This window comes from Thermoplasmata archaeon (assembly GCA_035632695.1).
Lineage (GTDB): Archaea > Thermoplasmatota > Thermoplasmata > RBG-16-68-12 > RBG-16-68-12 > RBG-16-68-12.
Window position 1 is genome coordinate 1 of record DASQGG010000004.1, and the last position, 20,643, is coordinate 20,643.

21 protein-coding genes are annotated in these 20,643 nt (G+C 67.3%); 8 read left to right on the forward strand and 13 right to left on the reverse strand.

Annotation, left to right across the window (positions count from 1 at the left end):
• On the forward strand, positions 1-298 hold a 298-nt coding region (locus VEY12_00080; protein ID HYM38528.1), incomplete at its 5' end, for a cupin domain-containing protein.
• A gap of 12 nt (positions 299-310) precedes the next feature.
• On the opposite strand, the gene VEY12_00085 is transcribed toward VEY12_00080, so the two are convergent.
• Positions 311-511: a dodecin family protein gene (locus tag VEY12_00085; GenBank protein HYM38529.1), complete on the reverse strand. Its 201-nt coding sequence runs from the start codon at positions 509-511 to the stop codon at positions 311-313.
• A gap of 252 nt (positions 512-763) precedes the next feature.
• On the opposite strand from VEY12_00085, the gene VEY12_00090 reads away from it, so the two are divergent.
• The gene (locus VEY12_00090) at positions 764-1,405 is read left to right on the forward strand and encodes a hypothetical protein (GenBank protein ID HYM38530.1); all 642 of its coding nucleotides are present in this window, start codon (positions 764-766) and stop codon (positions 1,403-1,405) included.
• A 57-nt stretch (positions 1,406-1,462) separates the two neighbouring features.
• Positions 1,463-1,663, forward strand: coding sequence for a hypothetical protein (locus VEY12_00095; protein HYM38531.1), 201 nt, complete (start codon positions 1,463-1,465; stop codon positions 1,661-1,663).
• A gap of 9 nt (positions 1,664-1,672) precedes the next feature.
• Here VEY12_00095 and VEY12_00100 read toward each other — a convergent pair whose 3' ends face one another.
• Positions 1,673-3,232, reverse strand: coding sequence for a molybdopterin-dependent oxidoreductase (locus VEY12_00100; GenBank protein ID HYM38532.1), 1,560 nt, complete (start codon positions 3,230-3,232; stop codon positions 1,673-1,675).
• A 131-nt stretch (positions 3,233-3,363) separates the two neighbouring features.
• Between VEY12_00100 and VEY12_00105 the strand changes: the two genes are divergently transcribed.
• Positions 3,364-3,693 (forward strand): hypothetical protein, encoded by a 330-nt coding sequence (locus VEY12_00105; protein HYM38533.1) that lies wholly within the window; start codon positions 3,364-3,366, stop codon positions 3,691-3,693.
• Between the two features lie 10 nt (positions 3,694-3,703).
• On the opposite strand, the gene VEY12_00110 is transcribed toward VEY12_00105, so the two are convergent.
• Positions 3,704-5,041, reverse strand: coding sequence for an NAD(P)/FAD-dependent oxidoreductase (locus VEY12_00110; protein HYM38534.1), 1,338 nt, complete (start codon positions 5,039-5,041; stop codon positions 3,704-3,706).
• A 65-nt stretch (positions 5,042-5,106) separates the two neighbouring features.
• On the opposite strand from VEY12_00110, the gene VEY12_00115 reads away from it, so the two are divergent.
• Both VEY12_00115 and VEY12_00120 read left to right on the forward strand, forming a co-directional pair.
• Positions 5,107-5,937 (forward strand): flavin reductase family protein, encoded by an 831-nt coding sequence (locus VEY12_00115; protein ID HYM38535.1) that lies wholly within the window; start codon positions 5,107-5,109, stop codon positions 5,935-5,937.
• Between the two features lie 83 nt (positions 5,938-6,020).
• A complete protein-coding gene (locus tag VEY12_00120) occupies positions 6,021-7,766 on the forward strand; it encodes a chloride channel protein (protein ID HYM38536.1) in 1,746 nt (581 codons plus the stop codon).
• Between the two features lie 21 nt (positions 7,767-7,787).
• Here VEY12_00120 and VEY12_00125 read toward each other — a convergent pair whose 3' ends face one another.
• The 4 genes from VEY12_00125 to VEY12_00140 all read right to left on the reverse strand — a co-directional run bounded on the left by VEY12_00125 (position 7,788) and on the right by VEY12_00140 (position 11,975).
• Positions 7,788-9,164 carry an MBL fold metallo-hydrolase gene (locus VEY12_00125; GenBank protein ID HYM38537.1) on the reverse strand — a complete coding sequence of 459 codons (1,377 nt, stop codon included), beginning with the start codon at positions 9,162-9,164 and terminating at the stop codon, positions 7,788-7,790.
• A 48-nt stretch (positions 9,165-9,212) separates the two neighbouring features.
• Entirely contained in the window at positions 9,213-9,713 is a 501-nt protein-coding gene (locus VEY12_00130; GenBank protein HYM38538.1) for a hemerythrin domain-containing protein, read from the reverse strand.
• An 83-nt stretch (positions 9,714-9,796) separates the two neighbouring features.
• Positions 9,797-11,260, reverse strand: a complete 1,464-nt coding sequence (nirK, locus tag VEY12_00135; protein HYM38539.1) for a copper-containing nitrite reductase — start codon at positions 11,258-11,260, stop codon at positions 9,797-9,799.
• Positions 11,261-11,330: 70 nt separating this feature from the next.
• A complete protein-coding gene (locus VEY12_00140) occupies positions 11,331-11,975 on the reverse strand; it encodes a helix-turn-helix domain-containing protein (protein HYM38540.1) in 645 nt (214 codons plus the stop codon).
• A gap of 136 nt (positions 11,976-12,111) precedes the next feature.
• On the opposite strand from VEY12_00140, the gene VEY12_00145 reads away from it, so the two are divergent.
• Positions 12,112-14,127, forward strand: a complete 2,016-nt coding sequence (locus tag VEY12_00145) for a xanthine dehydrogenase family protein molybdopterin-binding subunit (GenBank protein ID HYM38541.1) — start codon at positions 12,112-12,114, stop codon at positions 14,125-14,127.
• Positions 14,128-14,181: 54 nt separating this feature from the next.
• On the forward strand, positions 14,182-15,132 hold the full coding sequence (locus VEY12_00150) for an ornithine cyclodeaminase family protein (GenBank protein HYM38542.1): 951 nt from the start codon (positions 14,182-14,184) through the stop codon (positions 15,130-15,132).
• A 32-nt stretch (positions 15,133-15,164) separates the two neighbouring features.
• Here VEY12_00150 and VEY12_00155 read toward each other — a convergent pair whose 3' ends face one another.
• The 6 genes from VEY12_00155 to VEY12_00180 all read right to left on the reverse strand — a co-directional run.
• Complete coding sequence (locus VEY12_00155; GenBank protein ID HYM38543.1) at positions 15,165-16,190, reverse strand: hypothetical protein; 1,026 nt, start codon at positions 16,188-16,190, stop codon at positions 15,165-15,167.
• A gap of 2 nt (positions 16,191-16,192) precedes the next feature.
• Positions 16,193-17,287, reverse strand: a complete 1,095-nt coding sequence (locus tag VEY12_00160) for a DUF917 domain-containing protein (protein HYM38544.1) — start codon at positions 17,285-17,287, stop codon at positions 16,193-16,195.
• A 16-nt stretch (positions 17,288-17,303) separates the two neighbouring features.
• The gene (locus VEY12_00165; GenBank protein HYM38545.1) at positions 17,304-18,287 is read right to left on the reverse strand and encodes an ABC transporter ATP-binding protein; all 984 of its coding nucleotides are present in this window, start codon (positions 18,285-18,287) and stop codon (positions 17,304-17,306) included.
• The gene (locus tag VEY12_00170; GenBank protein ID HYM38546.1) at positions 18,284-19,258 is read right to left on the reverse strand and encodes an ABC transporter ATP-binding protein; all 975 of its coding nucleotides are present in this window, start codon (positions 19,256-19,258) and stop codon (positions 18,284-18,286) included. Before VEY12_00170 ends, VEY12_00165 begins: the two co-directional genes overlap by 4 nt.
• A complete protein-coding gene (locus VEY12_00175) occupies positions 19,255-20,214 on the reverse strand; it encodes an ABC transporter permease (protein HYM38547.1) in 960 nt (319 codons plus the stop codon). Before VEY12_00175 ends, VEY12_00170 begins: the two co-directional genes overlap by 4 nt.
• A 1-nt stretch (position 20,215) precedes the next feature.
• Positions 20,216-20,643 (reverse strand): ABC transporter permease (locus VEY12_00180; protein HYM38548.1); only part of this gene is annotated, 428 nt, incomplete at its 5' end.

Below are 20,643 nucleotides of genomic sequence, written 5' to 3' on the forward strand. Positions count from 1 at the left end.
CATGATCACCGTCCTCGAGGTCCGGCCGGGTGGGAGCACGCCGGCTCACGAGCATCGCACGGTCGAATCGATGTACTACATTGTCGAGGGGCGCGGGGAAGTCCCAGGAGGGAAGGGTGCCCGCGGCAGGACCGTAGGCCCCCACACCGCGGTGTACTTCGCGGCGGGGAGCGTGCACGGGATCCGAAACACGGGCCGGTCGAAGCTCGTGTACCTCTCGTGCCACGCACCGCCCTACGAGATCGAGGAACTCTACCGCCACTGGCGCGAGGAAGAGTTCGTCACGACGGGTGGCTGACCCGGGATCGCCCTACCGCTCCACGTCGAAGTAGAGCCGCACCGTCGCGCGGTAGGACTTGATCTTGGAGCCGTCGAGCTCCATCTCGAGCTCGGAGACTCGCGCCCACTTCATGCCTCGCACGGTCTTGCCCGCCTGCTTCACGGCGTCCTTCGCGGCTCCGGCAAAGCTCTCGGGGGACACCCCGACGATCTCGGTTACCTTCTGGACCATGGTCCCGCACCTCGGACCCGAATGCCTGAGCCCGTACTGGAAGCTGACGGATGCGCGGGACGAGACTCCTTCGCCGCGGATGGGATGTTCGGACTACCTCAAGTTTTAAACCCCCTCCCCGGATACTATAGCTCTAATCCTTTAGCCGAGGTCCGTACCCCAGGGGGAAGCGAGACTCACGTCTGGTCAGGGAGGCGTCCGCAAGGCCGTTCTCCGCCGCTCGGCCTCCGGGACGTCCTTGGAGGCGGGAACTTGAGCGCACGGTTGATGGAGCAGCTCGTCGAGACGGCTGCACAGACACCTGTGTCCGACGAAGTGGAAAGCGACGACAACTTGGTCCGCCTCTGGCAGGATGAGCTCCGCGAGGCCGAGGAGAAGATCGATGTCTATCGGTCCAACGCGGAGATGGCACGCACGTTCGAGGCGGACCGGGAGCACACGGAGGCCGTCCTTCAGAGCTTGCCCCAGCGGATCCTGGGCCGCCGGGCGGAAATCGCATACGAGGCGTGGACGAGAGAGCACCTGCGCGGCCTCACCGAGGTCCCCGTGGTCTCCAAGGATCACGCCTTCGCGTCCGTCCGCAAGGAGTATCTCACCTTGCTGTCGCCCGAGCTTGCCCGCGCGATCCCCAAGAAGTCCGTCCTCTGGGCCGACTGGAGCGTGTGGAACTTCAAGCGGCATCGCTTGAACCGCGCGAAGGCCTTGCCTGCGGAAGCCGTGCAGCGCGCGCGGCACATGCTCGCGCATTTCGAGCGCCTCGAGGTCTGGCAGGCGGTCGGCATGGCGGACCCCTGGCTCGTGGGCGTGGTCACGGCACCGTCCGGCCAGGAGCACTTCTACCTGGTGTACGACTGGGGTCTGGAGACCACCCTGAACTCGGCCATGCTCCGGTGACGGAGTGGGTCGGGACTTGGGTCAAACCTTAAGGGACGACCGCGAGTCCTCCATCCAATGAAGACGCTGTTCGTCGTCCTCGGCGTGCTCGCCCTCCTGGTCGGCGTCGTCTGGATTCTCCAGGGAACGGACATCCTGATGGGGTCATTCATGTCGGGGAACTCGTTCTGGCTCGCGGCGGGCGTGGTCGCCGCGCTCCTGGGACTCGGGCTGGTCGCGCTCGGCGCGCGGGCCCCGGGTGCCAAGAAGCCCGCGTGACCGGCAACCTCACCGAGAAACAAGCAGCGTGATGTGGTCGTACCCCGAGGCGCCGTTGGGGTAGGGCGGGGCGACCGTCGCGGACTGCACGACTCCGTTCCCGTCGTAGGCACGGGCGACGATGTTGTAGGCACCCCCTGAGGGCGGGCTCCAGGGGAACGTCCACAGGACCCAGGTAAGGTGCGGATCCTTCGGGGAACGCAGCTGCGCGGCGGACCAGGTCGCACCACCGTCCGTGCTGACCTCCACCTTGGAGATCCCCGCCGCGGCGGAGACGGCGAACCCCCCGACGGTTGGGCTGCCGCTCACCACGGATCCATCGGGCGGCGTGGCGATCAGCGCCTCGGTCTGGATCGGGCCGTTGTTCGTCCAGCCTTTCCCGGCTTGCTGCCAGTAGCCGAGGTACTCCCCTTGGACCGCGGTAATCCGATTGACCCACTTGGCGGAAAACATGCCGTACTTCCCGGGTACGAGGATCCGCGCGGGTCCGCCGTGGCGGCCCTCGAGAGGCGCATCGTTCATCTCCAGGACCAACAGGGTCGCCGGGTCCGTCGCGTGGGCGATCGGAATCGCGACTGTGTAGCCGTCCACGCAGGTGAACTCCACCCAATCCGCCGTGGGCTCGATCCCCGCCATCGTCAGGAGGTCCGCGAGGCGGACGCCCGCCCATTTCGCGGTTCCGATCAGGTTGCCGCCGACCTCGTTGCTCACGCACTCCATGGTGGCGTACTGCTGCACGGAGGTCAAGGAGCCCGACTGCATCTTCGCCTGGAGGGAAGCGTAGTCCATCGTGAGGGGAGAGCCGACCAACCCGTCGACGGCCAGACTCCAGGTCGACGCATCCACGGTGGGGTCGATGAGATTCTTCGTGACCACGTAGAAGCTGTCCGTGGGCGTGACCTCGCTCGCGATCAGGTCCGCGAGGGATGCGAAGGCGAGCCGGGCCGGCTGGACCACGGTGGTGCTGAAGGTCTCGAAGGCGAAGGCCAGGGTGGCGACGGCCGCGGCGGCGCCGATGAAGAACTGCCGCCGAGACGGGCTGAAGCCCTCCGGATGCCGGTGGGCCACATCCACGAGGAAGTAATCGAGGACGGCCGCATAGATCCAGCCGCCGATGAGCTGGCTCAGGACGGCAAAGGCCACGCCGACGTCCGTCGCGGAGCCCGCGAGGCCGGCGCCCAGGAGGGGGAGCGCGACGAGCAGACTCACGGCCGCCGCGGACACCGTGTACACGGCGATCACCGCGATACGCCGGGCGACCAGGGCCTCGATTCTGCGGTACACGATCGCGCCGAGCCCGAAGGCGACCTCCACGGCGACCAAGGCGCTCACGAACCCGAGGCCCTTCGCGCCCTCCCCCAGGGAGCTGATGAAGAACGATTCCAGGGAGCCCGGGATGCGCGTGATCACGAAGTTCAGCGCGATCTCCGGCAGGAAGACGCCGAGTCCCAGGACCCGCATGATCAACGTCACAACGAGGGCCGCGGCGCCCGCGACGACGCCCGCGAAGAACCGGTTCCAAGGGAGCCTCCGCAGACGCGCCGCGAGGCCGCCCAGCGCCGAGGGCACGCGCGCAAGACGAACACGTCGCGCTTCAAGATTTGCCCCACTCCCGTGCGGCCCCGGAAATCGTGGATGCCCCTCGCCGACTTGGGGTGGAATGATTTAAGTAGCATCACGAAGCTCGTTCGGGAGGTCCCATGAGCTCCTCCGCCAGTTCCCAGGCGCACGTGGGTCGACGCGTGACCCAGATTGTCGTCTGGACCATCGTGTTCATCGTCGGGGTCGGGCTCGGACTCCTCATCGTCGTCCCGGCCATCGCGGACGCGCTGAAGACCGCGTCGGCCAGCGCGCTCACGTCGACCGTGGCGTACGTCGTCGCGGTCGTCATGATCCTCCTGGGCCTCTGGGGCATCTCCTCGAGCCACCGCAACCTGCGCCATGCGATTGACCTCATCTCCGAGGTGGATCGCGCGCGCAAGGAGACCATCCAGCTGGAGACGACCCGGGTGCTCTCCAAGGGCAAGTGATCCGGGAGGCCTACCGCGGGCGCAGGCTTGCGAGGACCTCGGCCGCAGCTCGGTATCCGGTCTCAATCGCCCCGTGGACCGTCGCGGCCTCTCCCTGCGTGTGCGTCGCCTCGCCGGCGAAGAAGAGGATGCCGCCCACGGGTTCCGCGAGGTCCCGCCGATGCTCCACGGTCGCCCCCGGAGGCAGGAAGGAGTAGCCCCCGCGGACGAAGGGGTCGACGGGCCAGCGGCTGCTCGTGAACCCCTCGATGTCCCCGACGTGCACGGAAGGAGGTAGGATCGCGCGGAGCTCCTCGAGGACCACCTCGCGGAGCTCGGAGTCTGGGAGACTCGCTCGCCGGTGCGCTTCCCGCCCCACGGTGAACGCGTCGAGCACGTTCGGCGCTTCACGCGCCGCCACGTACGGGCGATGAAAGCTCGAGGGACCTTCCCCCCAGAGGATTCCGAAGTCCCCCAGGCGTTCGACGAGGTTTCCTCCGCGGAAGCGCAGGAGGACCACCATGGCGTCCCCGAACGCGATCGCGCGGATCGCGGCTCGCTTCCGCTCGGGGAGCTGGGGCTCGAAGGCGACGGTCTCGGACTTCAGGACACCCAGGGGGAGAGTGACCACCGCCCGCCGCGCGCGGATCTCGTGGGTCTCGCCCGCCGCGGTCGCCGTCTCGATGAGGGCGCCGTCCCCGGAGCTCCGGACGGCGATGACCCGGGTCTCCAGGCGAATCCGCTCGCGGAGTGGACGGCTTCGCCGCGCCACGAGCTCCTCGTATCCCTCGACCACCTGGAAGTTCGAGTAGCCGAACTCCTCAGACGCGAGCGTGGTCTCCTCGGCAGGCCCGCGCAGGCCCACGCTGTCCGCGTCCGCGGCGGCCGCGTGGGCGTAGAGGAGGCTGACGAGCATCTTGGCCCCGGGGAGTGCCTCCTGCCGACCGAGCCATTCCGCCAGGGGGAGATCGGGGCCGTCGTAGGCGAGGATGCGTTTCGGCAAACCGAAAGCACCTTGGTAGAACGCCCGCCATCCGATGGTGCGGTGGAGCCAGTTCGAGGGGAGGGGCAGCCGCTCGACCCTCCCGTCGCGCAGGAAGCGCGCCCGTCTCGTCGTGGGAAGGGGACGGGCATGGAGCCCGAACTCCCGGAGCCAGGCATGCGTGACCACGCGCTTACCGTGAATCATGAGAGCGCCGAGTTCGAAGGGAAGGCGCCCCGACAGACCGTACATGGTCCGCACGCGACCCCCGATGTGCCCGGAGGCCTCGACGACCAGGAAGTCGATGCCGGCCTCCTGGAGGCGCTGCGCGCACGCGAGGCCCGCCATCCCGGCCCCGATCACGACCACGTCGTGGGACTCCGCCATGGGCCCGACCCGGACGGCCTCCCTAGGTAAAACACTCGCGCCCCGCCCGTGACGCGAATCTGCAAATGGGAATCACTAAAGCCCTCGGCCTCTTGAAGAAGGCCGCCGGAGTGACCCAGATGTCGTCCCCATCGATCCGCGACGCGTTCCGCGCCTTCACGACGACCTGCGCCTTGATTACCGTGGACGGCCCCCGTGGGCCCAACGTGATGGCCGCGGAGTGGACGTTCAACGTCTCCTACCGCCCCTTCTTGATCGCGGTCCACGTCGACAAGGCGAACGTCACGCACGACGAGATTCTCGCCACGGGCGAGTTCGGGGTGAACCTGGTCTCCGAAGAGCAGGCCGCCGCGATGCGGTTCGCCGGCCACTTCTCCAAGGCGGACACGGAGAAGCTGTCGAGCCGCGTCTTCGAGACCTATCCGGCCCGCACGATCCGGGCGCCCATGATTCGGGGTTCCGTGCTGAACGCCGAATGCCGTCTCGTCCAGCATCTGACGCTGGGAGACCACACCGCGTTCATCGGCGAGGTCCTCGACTTCTCGGTCGATCCCGAGGCGCGGCCTCTGATCCTCCACCACGGCTCCCACAGACTGGGGGAGAAGGTCGAGCGCCGCCCGGGCATCGTCGTGGCCGCCACGCCCTCCCGGGTCCGCGCGGGGGAGTCGGTCAAGATCGCGGCGGAACTCGCGACCCCCCTCCGCGGCCCCCTGACGATTGCGCTCCGGGCGGCCGACGGCACGGAGCGCCCCGTTGGGACCCAGGATGCGGGCGGCGAGGACAACCTCGAGGCGACCGTCACGATCCCGAGGGACGCACCTGCCGGAGCCCACGGGCTCGTCGTCCGGGCCGGGGGCGCCCAAGGAGACGCACGTCTCGATGTCCTCCGGGACTAGACACCGATGACGGTGTCGGGCTTCCGGAGTCTTCGGACCCAACGCATTAATAGGCCAACGTCCTCGCCGGCCCCTCGGACACCATGGGAACCTCCCGGCGGTGGTATCGGTTCGTGGACCAGCATGCGGGGCAGTTCGTCCCGACCTCGTTCCGCGATTTCGTGCTGAAGTGGGTCCCGCTCTCCCTCCTCATCGGAATCGCGGTCGGCGTGATGACCGTCCTCTTCCGGTTCGCGCTGGATGTCGTCGCCGCGGCGTTCAACCCTTCCTTCGTGCCTTGGTACCTAGTCTTCCTTCTCCCGACCGCCGGCGGCGCCCTCGTGGGCCTAATCATCCCGCACTTCGCGAAGGAGACCGCGGGGCAGGGGATGGACGAGGTGATCCACGCGATCCACTACCGCGGGGGGCAGATCCGGTCCATCGTTCCCCCGGTCAAGCTGATCGTCTCCGCGCTGACGATCAGCAGCGGCGGCAGCGCGGGGCCCGAGGGCCCGGTGGGCGAGATCGGCGCGGGAACGGCCTCCCTCTTCGGCCGATTGCTGCGGCTCCGCCGGAGCGACGCCCGGACACTCGTGATCGCCGGGGCAGCCGCGGGCTTCGGTGCAATCTTCAAGGCGCCCCTCGGCGGCGCGCTGTTCGCCCTCGAGACCCCATACAAGAACGACCTGGAGCACAGCGCGGTCATCCCGGCCCTGATTTCCTCGACAGTCTCCTATCTGGTGTTCGTCCTCGTCTACGGGGCGGCGCCCATCTTCGGGGGCGCCAGCGCCCAGCCGCGGTTCGACCTGGCCCACCTCGGGCTCTACCTCTCCCTGGGACTGCTCTCGGGCGTGCTCGCCATCGTCTTCGTCCGGGCCTTCTTTGCGATCAGCGACGCCTTCTCCCGGTCGCACCTCCCGTTCATTGCCAAGACGACGCTCGGCGGGCTCGCCTGCGGCCTGATCGCAATCGCGTTCCCCGCGGTCCTCGGCCTCGGGTATTTCTGGGACTCCAGCCTGCTCACGGCCAACTTCTCCGCCGTGATCGTCGCCGGGACGACGGTCACCGGCCTCGCGGTCTTGCTCCTCGCACTCGGCGCGATCCTGTTCGCGAAGATTGTCGCGACCTCCTTCACGATCGGGAGCGGGGGCAGCGGGGGCGTGCTCACCCCGAGCCTCTTCATCGGCGGGACCCTTGGCGCGGTCGTCGGCCTCTTCCTGCAGTTCCTGAACTTCCCCTTCTCCCCGCCGGTCCTCGTGCTCGTCGGGATGGGAGCGGTCCTCGCCGCGGCGACCAAGACTCCGATCTCGAGCGCGGTCATGCTCACGGAAATGACCGGCGGGTTCGCGGTGATCATCCCGCTCATCCTGGCCACCGTGGCGAGCTACGCGATCGCGGGGGAGCACACCCTGTACCCGGCCCAGATCACCCGCCAGGCCATGCCGCTGGACCTCGGCGCGTTGGCGGGGAAGCGCGTCAAAGAGGTCATGACGGCGCCCGTCGTCGTATTCCCGCCGGAGACGTCCGTGGCGGACGCGCTCCAGCGGACGGACACGAAAGGCCATTACTCCTATCCCGTCGTCGGGCCGGACGGCACGATCCTGGGGGTCGTCTACCGTCGCGGGCTGCGGGAAGCCGCCGAACGGACTCCGACAACGCCCGTCCGGCAGATCATGGAATCCCACTTCGAGGCCATCCACGAGGATGTCCCCGCGGAGAGGGCCTTCGACCTGATGAACGAACTCCAGGTTACGCGGATGTTCGTCACGGACGGGTCGAAGCGGGTAGTGGGGATGCTCACCCAGCTCGACCTCATGCGGGCAGCCGACGAGGCGGAGCCGAGCGCCTGACGATCCTCGGGGACGGCCGATTCAAAGGGGGTAAGGCTGGGCTTCGATCGGCTGGACGATCTCTGCGCCGAGGCGGAGCTTGTCCAAGAACCTCGCGAACAGGGCTGGGTTCTCCGTGTGGACCAGAAAGACCTTCTTGGGGCGGATCGTCTCCACGGCCCTCCGGAGGTCGTGCGCGGTCGCGTGCCCCGAGGCATGGATCTGGAAGAGGGGCAGGCCATACCGGGTGAGCCAGCCCTTGAGCTTCTCGAAGGAGATCTCCATCTCCTCGTTGAACGGCTCACTGCTGGACAGGATGTAGACGCTCCCCGGCATGGGATCGATCGCGGGCAACGCGAGCATGTCCGAGAGAGTGGCCACGAGGATGGCCTGGGGCTGGATGGCCCTGACGCCCGCGGCATCGACCACGCGGTCGCCGTACTTCTCCTCGAGATGCTTCTCGAACGCGGCCGTGGTCTTCTTCTCCTTCCGGAAGATCCGGACGTTCCGGGACGTGAGGTCGAAGCCTGTGAAGAGACCCTTCTCGACGAGCCGATCGACCAGGAACGCCTGCCGCGCCGTGAGGACCAGGATGCGGTCCGTGGCCTTCGCGACGTTGTGGAACGTGTTCATGCGGTCCACGTCCGCGGGGGCGAATCCCGTCAGGACGAGGCCGCGGGTCTGGGAGACCACCGTCGTCAGCTTCTCCTGGACCTCGTCTTCGGATTCAATCTTGGAATCCTCGATGTGCGTGCCCTCGATGAGCAACGCCACGGGATCTCGAGCCTTCGCCTTCTCCAGGAAGGCGCGACTCTCCGCGGCCCGCGCGCCATGGAGGCGGAAGTCTCCCGTGTACGCCACGTTGCCGGCCTTCGTCTCGACCACGTAGCCCACGCTGCCGAGGACGGAGTGGTCGACGTTGAACGCGGTCACGGGCAGGCCCGCGATCTCCTGGGTCCGCCCCGGCTCCACCGGCTCGAGGGTGCGGAACTCCTGCTGCCCCTCCTTCTCCGTCCAGTTCGCGATGTAGTACTCCCGGGACGGTCCCGCGTGGCCGGCGTACTCACGGCCGAGGATCATCGCGTTCGTCGTGGGGGTCGCGTACGAGGGGATGTCGTCCCGCAGCCAGCGGATCGCGTCGTAGTGGTCCGTGTGGGGATGGGTGAGGAGCACGGCGTCCAGCTCCCGCTTCTCCGTCGCGTCCTTCCTGTAGATCCCGGGAAGGTTGGGCAAGATCCCCAGAGCGAGGAGGTGCTCCTCCTTCTGCGGGTGAATCCAAGGCTCGTCGAAGTACTGCTTCTCGCGCCCGAAATTCTTGCCGAAGTCCAGAAAGATGCGGGCGCTCCCGTCCTCGAGGAGGAACTTGTTCCCCCCAATCTCGTTGATGCCACCGTAGAAGGTGATCCGCGTCCCGGCCACGCCGTTTCCCGGCGGCAGAAGGCAGCACGGGAGCTTAGATGCTGCGGCTCATCGGCCGGGGAAGGCTGAAAGACGCCGGGCGAGGGCGGACCTCTCCGGTTCGGAGAGGAGGGCCCATGCCATGGGGAACAAGACCCGCTCTTCCCGGCCGAAGTGGTAATCGACGCTGAGGCGGAGCGACTCGAAGCCGAGGCGCCACGCCGCACCGTCGTGCAGGACCGGTTGTGCGAGCCTCCCCAGTTGGGCGCGCATCGAACTGTGTTCCCCTCGCAGGACGTTGGTCGCTCCCTCCCTGCCGCCGAACAGCCGCTCGCAGATGGGGTATACCGCGGTCTCCTCAATGCACAGATGACGCTCCAACGAACGAGCGAGATTGACCACGAGGGCGGATACCGCGGGGTGGCGGACCTCCGAAGGCGGTGCGGCGATGAGACGGGCAAACTCCCCGCGGAGCGCTGCGTGCTGCGCTGCGAGGGCCCGGAAAGGCTCGGAGGCCACCCCCGCCTGGTCCGGGCCCGGCGACGACACCCCACGGACCGCCACCGTCACGTCAACCTCCCAAGAAGAGCGGGTGGGCTCCCGCCGCGTCGACGCGCGGAAGCGGCGGGAGCGTGGGTCGCGCAGCCGCAGGATCACATCCCGGGGTTGAAGATCGTCGAGTTCGCATACCCGGTCACGTGGAGGACGCCCACGGCCCCCATGTCGACCGCGTGGAGCAGGGCATGGTCCACCAAGGTGTAGTTCCCCGGATACTCGAGGGTCAAGTCCACGACCACGCAGTCGCCGGGCGGAACCAGGACCGTCTGAACCCCATGGAGTGGCGGATCCGTGAGGTCCCCGTACTGCCAGACCCGGCTGAAGATCTCCCCGATGACGTGGAACGAGGAGATGAAGTCGGGACCCCCGTCCGCGAAGTACATCCGGACCGTTTGGTTCACCTGGCCCGTGAGCTCGTGGGCGCCGGTCAGGGCCTTGAACGCGCCGTTGAACACGAAGTACGTGGGCTGCTCGTCCCACAGCTTCTGGCCGTCGAACACCTGGTTGCCGAGGGTGTGGATGGGCCACTTCGTATACAGCTCGCTCTGGCCCACGTAGAACTCATGGTCCACGGGCGGCAGTGGGGCATCGGGTTGGACGAGGATTTCCCCGAACATCCCGTTCGCGATGTGCGTGGGGACGTCCGGCGTGCCGCAGTGGTACAGGAAGAGTCCGGGCACGAGCGCCTTGAAGGAGAACGTCGTGGACTGGCCGGGTGCCGCCATGGACGCGTACATGCCGCCCCCGGGGCCCATGACCGCGTGGAAGTCCACGGAGTGGTTCATCATGCTCGATGCGTCATTGTGGAAGTGCACGACGACCGTGTCGTTCACGCGGACGCGGAAGAACGGGCCGGGCACCTTCCCGTTGTACGTCCAGTACGTGTACGAGACCCCCGGCTCAATCTGGCCGTTGACCTCGGTGGCGTTGAGCCAGATGTCCACGGTCGCGGGCGTCGTGCGCGTGATCGGCGGCGGAACATCCGTTGCATTCCGGACGATGTCGTTCACGGGCAGGACTTCGGGACCGATGGGCGGCAGGGAGGGCGCTCCGCCCGCCCCCGACCCGACGACGAGCTTCCCCTCCATGCCCAGGGCCCGGTGGCCCGGCACGGCGCAGTAGTACGCGAACGTGCCCTCCTGGTTCGCCACGAAATGGACCGCGGCGGTCGCGCCCACGGCCATCACGTCGGCGCTCTGCGTGTCGTATCCTTCCACATACAGGTTATGCCCCGTGTTGACCTGGTCCGCGATCGTGATCGTGACCTGGTCTCCGAGGGAGACGTTCAGCGTGGGATTCTTCACGCCGGCGATGGTCCCTCCGACCCCTACGAAGTAGAAGTCGAACACGTTCAGGTTGAACGATTCCAACGCGCCGCCCGCTGCCGCCGACCCGGGCGTCCGGAGCACGTAGCCGCCGATCGCCCCGGCCATCACACCCAGGAGCAAGGGGACCGCCACCACGACCGCCAGGAGGCCGCGTCCTAGGGGCCGAGAGGATTTCATCGCGCGTCGCCGGCGATCCTCGCTCGCCACGGGATCCAACTGCCCACCCGCCATCCTGTTCACCTTCGACGGGAGGAGGCACGTGGTCCTCCGGTAAGCCGAGTCCCCGAACCCGTTCGGGGGTCTACCGCGCGCGTTTCATGAGACCCTGGAAGTACCCGTGGAGGATCTTCTCCTCCCCCGTGCGGAGGGTCTCGGAGAGGGCCGCCTTGGACACCCCGAGCTTCCTCGCGAGCTCCGTCAGACCGATCTTCTTCGGGAAGTCGAAATAGCCCAGTTCGAAGGCGAGGCTCAGGACGCGCTCCTGCCGCTCCGTGAGGCTCCCGGAGCCTCGGGCAGACCGGATCGCCGCAAGCTCAACCGCGATGCCCCGGTCCTTCAGGATCCGGACCAGGGCCTCGACGGATGGGCGCGTCGGGGCGAGCAGATGCCACTCAAGCCCGCCGCCCGGCGTCGCGGTGGCGTCCGTGAGGAACGCATCCGAGTTCGCGAGCGCCTGGCACGCGTCGCAGTGATCCACGAGCAGGGTGGCCAGGATCTTGCCTTTGGGGGGCACGATCGCCTCGACGCGGTGCACGAACCGGTTGCCGCGGAGGGTCTCCACGACCGCCGTGGGGTCGGCCTCCCCTGGGTCGATCTCCACGAGGGTCTGGAGGGTGGTCCCTCCCGCGGGCTTCTGTTCGACGAGGTTCACGGTCGCCCCGTGCTCCCGCGTGACCTCCGTCACCCAGCTGCACGGCAGGGTAATCCGGAGGGTCGCCTCGATCATCGGGGGCGCGGAAACGTGTTGACGGATAAAAGGGAATGGCTCCCGGGCCACGGCAGCCCACGCGTCCATGCGGACGGCAAAGGCTTATCGGGGCGGCGCCTTTCGAGGCAAGCCTCAGCCAGGAAAGGGAATGCGCATGACGGACACCTTCGACCGCTTCCTCACGGGGAAGGGAAGCTACGTGGCCGACCTGGACCTCCCGGACATGCTCCACCTGAAGATCGCGCGCAGCGTCTACGCACGCGCCATGGTGCGCTCCGTGAAGGGAGGGATCACGTCCGCCGAGATCCCCGAGCTCATGAGCGCGGTCGGAGAAGGCGCGGAGGGCGGGATGGGCGCGGTGGCCTATCCGGTCCTCGCGCGGGAACGCGTGAACTACGTGGGCCAGCCCATCGCGGCCGTCGTGGGACGAACGGCGACCGAGGCGGAGGATCTCCTCGATTCCGTGGAGGTCGAGTACGACCCCCTGAAGGCGGTCACCGACCCCGAGCAGGCCTTGACCGCGGAGCCGATCCACCCGGGGACCAAGTCGAACGTCATGGGGGCAGGGCAGGTCGGGGCCAAGTTCGAGGACCTCGCCTCCCCCGTCGTGATCAAGGAGACCCTGCGATGCGCGCGGGTCGTGCCCAACCCCCTCGAGCCGCGGGGCGTCGTCGTGCGATGGGAAGGGGGCCGCCTCACCGTGTACGCCTCCACGCAGTCCGTCTCGAGCTTCCAGGAGGGCCTCGCCGAGAGCCTCGGAATCCCCAAGCGTTCCGTCCGTGCGATCCAGATGGACACGGGCGGTGCGTTCGGGACCAAAGGGGGCATCTACCCGGAGTACGTCGTCGCCGCCCACATCGCAAGGAAGGAAAAGCGACCGGTGCGGTGGATTGAAACGCGGTACGAACACCTGCAAGCCACGGAACAGGGCCGCGGGGCCCGCGCCCACGCGAAGCTGTTCGCGGACCGGGAGGGTCGGGTCCAAGGCTTCCAGGGGGACCTGCTCATCGATGGCGGCGCGTATTCGGCCGGCATGGCGGAGTGGTCGCCGCGTTGGATCGGCATGCAGATGACCGGTCCGTATTCGATTCCCCGCGCGTACATCGCAGGCCGCGCGGTCTTCACGAACAAGGTGCCCCTGGGGCCCTATCGTGGCGCCGGGCGGCCCGAGGCCGCCTACTTCATCGAGCGCATGATGGACTTCCTCGCGGATGAGGTGGGCCTCGATCCCGTGGACGTCCGCCTCCGGAACGCGGCGGAAGGACCGTGGAAGTCGCCGACGGGCCTCCAGGTGCCGCCGTTCCGCGGGTTCCTGGAAGACGCGGTCCGCGAGCTCGACTACCGGCGGAAGGGGGCGGAAGCCAAGGCGGGCTTCTCCTCCTTCGTCCTACTTCCTGCCGCGAGCATGGGCGAGGGCGCGCGAATCGCCGTACATTCTGGACGCGTTCAGGTCTGGCTCGGGGGGAACCCCCACGGCCAAGGGCACGAGGTCTTCGTCCGCAAGCTCGTCTCCGAGGAACTCGACGTGCCGCCCGACCTCATCGACCTCGAGAAGAGCGACACGGACGCCCTCGCGAAGGGCGTGGGCAGCTGGGGGAGCCGGACCGCGATTGTCGGCGGCGGTGCCGTCATCGAAGCGGCCCGAAAACTCAAGGCCCAGGTCAAGCGGAGGGGCACGTACTCCGCGAAGAAGCTCCTCGCGGGGACGTACGACGCGAAGGTGTTCTACAAGCCCGAAGGCAACTTCAACTCGCTCGGAGCGAACCTTGTGACGGCCCACGTCGATGAAACGGGCCTCGTGGGCGTGGACGAGGTCGCAGCGTACTACGACGCCGGCGAGGTGTTGAACCGCGCGATGCTCGAGAGCCAGGTCATCGGTGGATCCGTGCAGGGCATCGGCCAGGTGCTCACGGAAGGCGCGTTCTACGACGCGGACGGTCAGCCCACCGTGGGCACGATCGGCGACGCCGGTCTGCTCTCGGCGATGGAGATGCCCCGGTTCTCCGTTAAGACCGCGACCACCCGCTCGGACGCACCCCATGGGGCCAAGGGCGTGGGCGAGAGCCCGACGATCGGCGTCCCGCCGGCCCTCATGCGTGCGGTCGAACGCCATGTGGGCCGCCGACTCACCCACACGCCGCTGCGGCCCGAGGAGCTTCTTCCGCGTTGAAGGCGTCCGCCGCCAACCGTGGCTTCATGAGGGAAGGGGCCTTGGAGGTCCGTCATGCTGTATCTCTCCGAGGAAGATGTCGCGCGTCTCCTCACTATGGGGGACGCACTGCGCGAGGTTGAGGCGGCTCTCCGAGACCTCGGCGAGGGGAAGGCGGACAATCGTCCGCGGCAGCGGGTCCGGGGTGCCCACACGGTCCTCAACGTGATGCCCGCCTCGTGGCCCGGCCGCGGCTACTACGGATTCAAGTACTACTCGATCTCGCGCGAGGGGGCCCGCTTCTGGTTCCATCTCTTGGATGCACACTCGGGCGCTCTCCTCGCGGTGCTTCAGGCGAACCGGCTGGGGCAACAACGGACGGGCGCCGCCAGCGGCATCGCGACGAAGACCCTCGCCCCTCGGGACGCAACCGTGGTCGGCATCCTAGGGACCGGGTGGCAGGCCGAGAGCCAGCTCGAGGCCACCTGCGCCGTGCGCAAGATCGCCCGAATCCGGTGCCACAGCCGCCGGCAGGCCCAACGCGAAGCCTTCGCAATCAAGATGTCGAAGTCCCTCGGCGTAGACGTGGTTCCGGTGGACTCGGCAGAAGGCGCAGTCCGTGGGGCCGACATTGTCATCGCCGCAACGACCGCCTCGGAGCCGGTGGTGAAAGGGGAGTGGCTGGCGCCGGGCGCGCACGTGAACGCCATGGGCGCCAACCGGGTCGAGGCTCGCGAGCTGGACGACGGGGTAGTCACGCGTGCCAGCCTGATCGCCGCAGATTCCGTTGAGCAGGCTCGGATGGAGGCGGGAGATTTGATCATTCCGATCTCCAAAGGCATCCTGTCGTGGGACCGGGTCACTGAGCTCTCCCACGTGGTCGCGGGCAAGGTTCCGGGCCGCCGCAAGGATGACGACATCACGATCTTCAAATCGCTCGGCCTCGCAATCGAGGACGTGGCGGTGGGAGCGTTCGTGTACGAACGCGCCCGCACAGAACGGATCGGGAACGATGTCTCCGTGTGACGCCCCGCGCACCGGAGACGCTGGAGTCATGCTCACGGCGGAGGACGCTCGGTCAGCAGTCGCCTTTCGAGCGGCGCGAGTCTGGGGTGCACGAAAGACCCGTTCCCCTCGATGGTCTCGCCATCGAACGTGACCGTGGGTTTCCTCGTTACCCCATCGATGTGACTCTTCGCGAGCGTGAATCCGCCCTTGAAGGAGGCCATCTGAGAACCGAACCCGGTGACGAACACACCGAACGCGCGCTCGTCCTCGAGGATCTTTCCGGAGATGCCCGCACCGGGATTGAACCCGAAGCAGAAGTGAGCCACGTTGTACATCTTCCGGTCGCGGAAGTGGTCGATCCAGTCGCGCAGGACCTTCGCGGCCTCTCCTCCGCCAATCGAGACGATCCGCCCGCGGGCGAGCTCAATCCGGATGGGCTCCCGAAGAGGCGCGAGCGGATCGGGAGGCCACACGGTCCCATCGAGGACGAGACTTCCTTCGACGGTGTTCTCCATGGCGGCCCAGGAAATCTGGCCCCCAAGATAGGAATCACGACCCGGTATCACGCACTCTCCTGTGTCCAGGATGATCGGTCGCTTCCCGAGCTCGAACGACAGGTCGGTCCCCCCGGGAGAGGTCACGTGGACGTCCTTGGCCTTCGCGGTCATCCGCTGCAACGTGACCCCGAATGCCTTGAGGGCGGGAAGGGAGACGTTCCCGATGCAGCGGATCATCATGTCCGCGTCCATCCCGGTCAGGCAGAGCGCCCGCGTCCCGCGGTCCATGGCTCGCTGAAAGGCGCGGGTCGTGATCAGGTAGGTGCGCGCGAACTCCACGAGCACGTCGGCCTTGCGCATCGCCTCCGCGAAGGGGGCGGGGGGCTCCGTTCCCGGAGGTCCCTTGATTCGGTACCAGACCTCTAGGGGGATGCCGCCCCGCTCCTCCACCGCGTCGACCGCGGACCGTACGACGCTCGGGTCCGCGGCGGGATCTCCATACACGATCACCGTCTCGCCCTTCTTCAACCGCAGCAGGTCTCGGGCGAGGACCAACGCGGCCGAACGAACGTCCGCCAAGGTCAGCGCGCCCCCTTGGTGTGCTTGCGCTCGATGGGGACGAACCGGGTCTTGTAGCCGAAGTAGCCAGGGCCGAAGCCCTCCACCCCACGCGGGGTGCGCCAGATCTCCGGGGCGGGCAGCCCGAACGCAGCGATGTGCTGTCCTTTCTTCACCCAGGGGTTCAGAATCGGGGCGCGTTCCTCGAGATCCAGGAGGCACACCAGGTCCGGCGCCGTCACGTCCACCTTGCCGTTGCGCCACGCCATGATGTTCTCGTTCTTGAACCAGATGCGGTACCTCGCTCCCTTGTCCGCGCCGGTCCCTCGGATGTCGATCGTTCCGAACGTGAACCCCTCCTTGTCCTCGTACTTGCAGCTCGACGGCGCGACGCCTTCGAAGAGGAGATAGCCGTGCGTGGCCCCGAGGACCGCGACGATAGGGTCCTCATTCCGGTTCCGAATCGCGTGGCCCACCGTCTCCGAGAATGTAATTGAGCGAAGAACGAGGCCCTTCCGGAGATCGCCGATCTTCCCCGGATGGTCCGCGACGCCCACGTGTCCCCCGCTGGCCACGGCCATGGCCCGGACGAGCACCTCCGCATGGAAGTCGTCGGCGACGTTCTGGATCACAGCCTCGTCCCCGTACTTGTTCGCGATCCCCATGGGGGCGATCGGGATCCCCGCCACGAAGTACGTGGAGTGCTGGAGGTCGGGCACGGACCGTCCCGCCCCGTCCGCGTCCAGTGCGGGGAGGCCGAGCTGAGCCGCGACGGAGAGCGCGGCGGCCGTGTTGCCGCCGCCGAGTTCCGTGGCCACGGTCGTCCCGAACGTGACGCCCAGGTGACGCTCCAGAGCCTTCGCGGCCAAGAGGCACTCCGTGCCGTCGTATGGTGCGGCCTTCGCCTTGAACGCGGTCTTCCCGGTCGGGGCGAGACTGCCGCAGTAGTAGGGCGTGCACGCCCAGGTGTCGGGTGCCAGCTCGTCGGGATCGGCCAGACGGATGGAGCGGCCCGACTTGAGGTCTGCAGCGACGGTCTGGAGGCCCTTTTCCAGGGACCCTCCGCCGCCCGTGCCCAGGAACGCGGCGCCCACCAAGATATCCTGCAGACTCCCCAAATTCAAATTCCTCATGTCATCCTCCCCCAGTCGTCTGAGCTTGAATCTCCTCGACGAAATGGCAGGCCACCCGGGTTTCGCCCACGTCCCGGAGCGGCGGTTCCTCGTCCGCACATCGTTTCTGCGCCCACGGGCACCGGGTCCGGAACCGGCAACCCGAGGGAGGCTCGAGCGCGGAGGGGATCTCGCCCTTCAGGGGCACGTGGCTCCGCTCCCGTTCCGGGTTCGGGAGCGGCACTGCGTTCCGCAGGGCCATCGTGTACGGATGCTTCCCGTGCTGGAGCACCTCGACCGCCCCGCCGACCTCGACGAGCTTCCCCAGGTACATCACCCCGACCCGGTCCGCGAGGTAGCTGACGAGCACGAGGTCGTGCGTGATGAACAGGTACGTGAGCCCCAGCTCCTTCTGGAGTTCCTTCAGGAGGTTGACGATCTGCGCCTGGACGGAGACGTCCAGCGAGGAGGTCGGCTCATCGAGGACAATGAAGCGGGGTTCGAGTGCCAGGGCACGTGCCACCGCGATCCTCTGACACTGTCCGCCGCTGAGTTCGTGGGGATACTTCTCTGCGACCTCTGGATGCAGGCCGACGCGACGCAGCAACTCTTGGACCTTCGCACGGGCCTCTTGCGGGCTCGCGGCACGGTGAACACGCAACGGCTCCGCAATCGTCGCGCCCACCCTCATCCTTGGGTCCAGGGAGGCGATGGGGTTCTGGAACACAATCTGTAGCTGCAGCCGTGTCATCCGGAGCGGCTCGCCCCGCAGCTTGGTGAGCTCCTGCTCCCCGAACCAGATGCGCCCCGCGGTAGGCGCCAGGAGCCGGAGGATGCAGCGGCCCAGGGTGCTCTTACCGGATCCGCTCTCGCCGACGAGGCCGAACGTCTCCCCCTCCTCGATGCTCAAGTCGACCCCGTCCACGGCGTGGACCTGTGCTCTCCCGGCGAAACCGACCCGCACGGGGAAGTGCTTCTGCAGCCCCTCCACGCGCACGAGGCTCATTCCTTCACCCCCTCGTACAGCAGGCACGATGCCGGGTGCTCCGGACGATGCTCCAACAAGGCGGGTCTCCGGACCGAGCATGTCTTCATCGCGAACTCGCACCTCGGATGGTAGCGGCACCCGGCGGGCGGGTCGATCAGGCTCGGTACGCTTCCGGGAATGGTGGCGAGGGGTTGGCCGCGGGCGTCGGGCCGCGGGAGCGATCTCAAGAGGCGCTGGGTGTAGGGATGAAGAGGCTCGCGGAACAGCTCTTTTGTGGCCGCCACCTCCGCGAGCGTGCCCGCGTACATGACGCCCACCCTCTGGCACGTCTCCGCGACGATGCCCAGGTTGTGGGTAATCAACAAGACGGACAGCTTGAGCTCCCGTTGGAGTTCCAGGAGAAGATCGAGGATCTGGGCTTGGATCGTGACGTCCACCGCGGTCGTCGGCTCATCCGCGATGAGCAGTCTGGGGCGGCAGGCGAGGGCCATGGAGATCATCACCCTCTGCTGCATGCCACCGCTGAGCTCGTGCGGGTAGCTGCGGAGTACGTTCTCGGGATCCGGCAGACCCACCCGCCGGAACAAGTCGAGGGCGCGTTGCTCGGCACCCTCCTTCTCGATGTCCTCGTGGGCTCGGACGACTTGGACGATCTGCTCCCCCACGGGGAACACCGGGTTCAGGCTCGTCACGGGGTCCTGGAACACCATGGAGATCTTGGTGCCCCGCAGCCGCTGCATCTCCTCCTCCGTCTTCGACAGCAATTCCTCGCCGTTGAGCTTCACGCTCCCGGTTCGGATCACCGCGTTGTTGGGAAGGAGCCGGAGGATCGCGAGGGCGGTGACCGTCTTCCCGCAGCCCGTCTCCCCGACGAGGCCGAACACCTCGCCCTCGCCGATCGTGAAGCTCACACGGTCCAAGACCTTCGCCGTGCCCGTCTCCGTGGAGAAATCGAGGCTCACATCGCGCAATTCCAACAGGGGCGTCAAAACAGGCGCCTCCTGCGAAGCTTCGGATCCAGAGCCTCCCGGAACCCATCGCCCAGGAGATTGAAAGCGAGGACGACGAGGAAGATGGCGAGGCCCACGAACGTCGTGTACCACCAGTAGGTGATAATGCTCCCTTGCAGGTACGCCGTGTAGAACATGACGCCCCAGTCCGGGGTGGGCGGGGCCGCCCCAAGCCCGATCCAGCTGAGGGAGGAGCCGATGAGGATCGCGGATCCGAAGTCCATGGTTGCCTGAATCGTGGCGGACGTCAAGGAGTTCGGGAGGACGTGGCGGAAGATGACCCGACGCCGGGGAAGCCCGAGGACGACGGCGGCCTCGATGAACGGCTGGCTTCGGACCTGGAGGACCTGGGCATGCACGAGGCGCGTGTACCACGGCCAGAAGCTGACGGCCATCGCGATGATGAGCCCGAACGTGCCGTGCTCCGACAACGTCGCGGCGATCACGAACGCGAGCAGGATCGTCGGGAACGCGAGGAACATGTCCGTGACCCGCATGATCACTTCTTCGGTCAGCTTCCCGATGTATCCGGCCACCACACCGAGAATCACCCCGACGGGGAATGCGATGGCGACGGTGAGCGCACCCATCTCCAAGGCGATGGAAGACCCGAACCAGATCCGCGAGAAGAGATCTCGTCCTAGCTCATCGGTCCCCATGATGTGGGGCCAGGAAGGAGCCGTCCACTTCAGAGCGGCGTCGTACTCGAGTCCCTGACCCTGTTGGGAGAACGGCACCAACCCCGGGGCGAGCCACGCGATGAGCGCAGCGACGATGAAGAACGAGATGATGATGAAACCGGTCAGCGCGAGATAGTCGCTCCGCACGACCTTCCAGACGGCCCTCGATAGGGCCAGGAGTCTCCCGAAGGCACGGCTCAGCGCAGGGCCAACCTGGACCGGTGCCGAGCGGATCGGGCTCTCCACGGTCGACACGTCAGGCCCCCGGTCGATCGAGGCCAACCCGAGGATCCAGCAACGACTGGATGATGTCCACGACCAGGTTGACAATGACGTACATCATGGCGACGACGATGGTCGTCCCCAAGATCGCCGGGTAGTCGGACACGAGGACCGCGTTGAACGCATACGACCCGATCCCGTGCCACACGAAGATGTACTCGACAAGGAACGCGCGCGTGAGCTCGTAGGCGATGGACAGGCCGAGGGCCACGAGGGACGGGGCAATCGCGTTCCGGAGCGCATAGCGGTAATAGACGAGGCGGGCCGGGAGCCCGTACGCCCTCGCCGTCCGGATGTAGTTCTCCCCGAGGACCTCGACCATCATCGTCCGGACCATGCGCGCGACGAGGCCGATCGGATAGAAGGCCAGCACGAGGGCCGGCAGGATGAGGTGCACCAGGG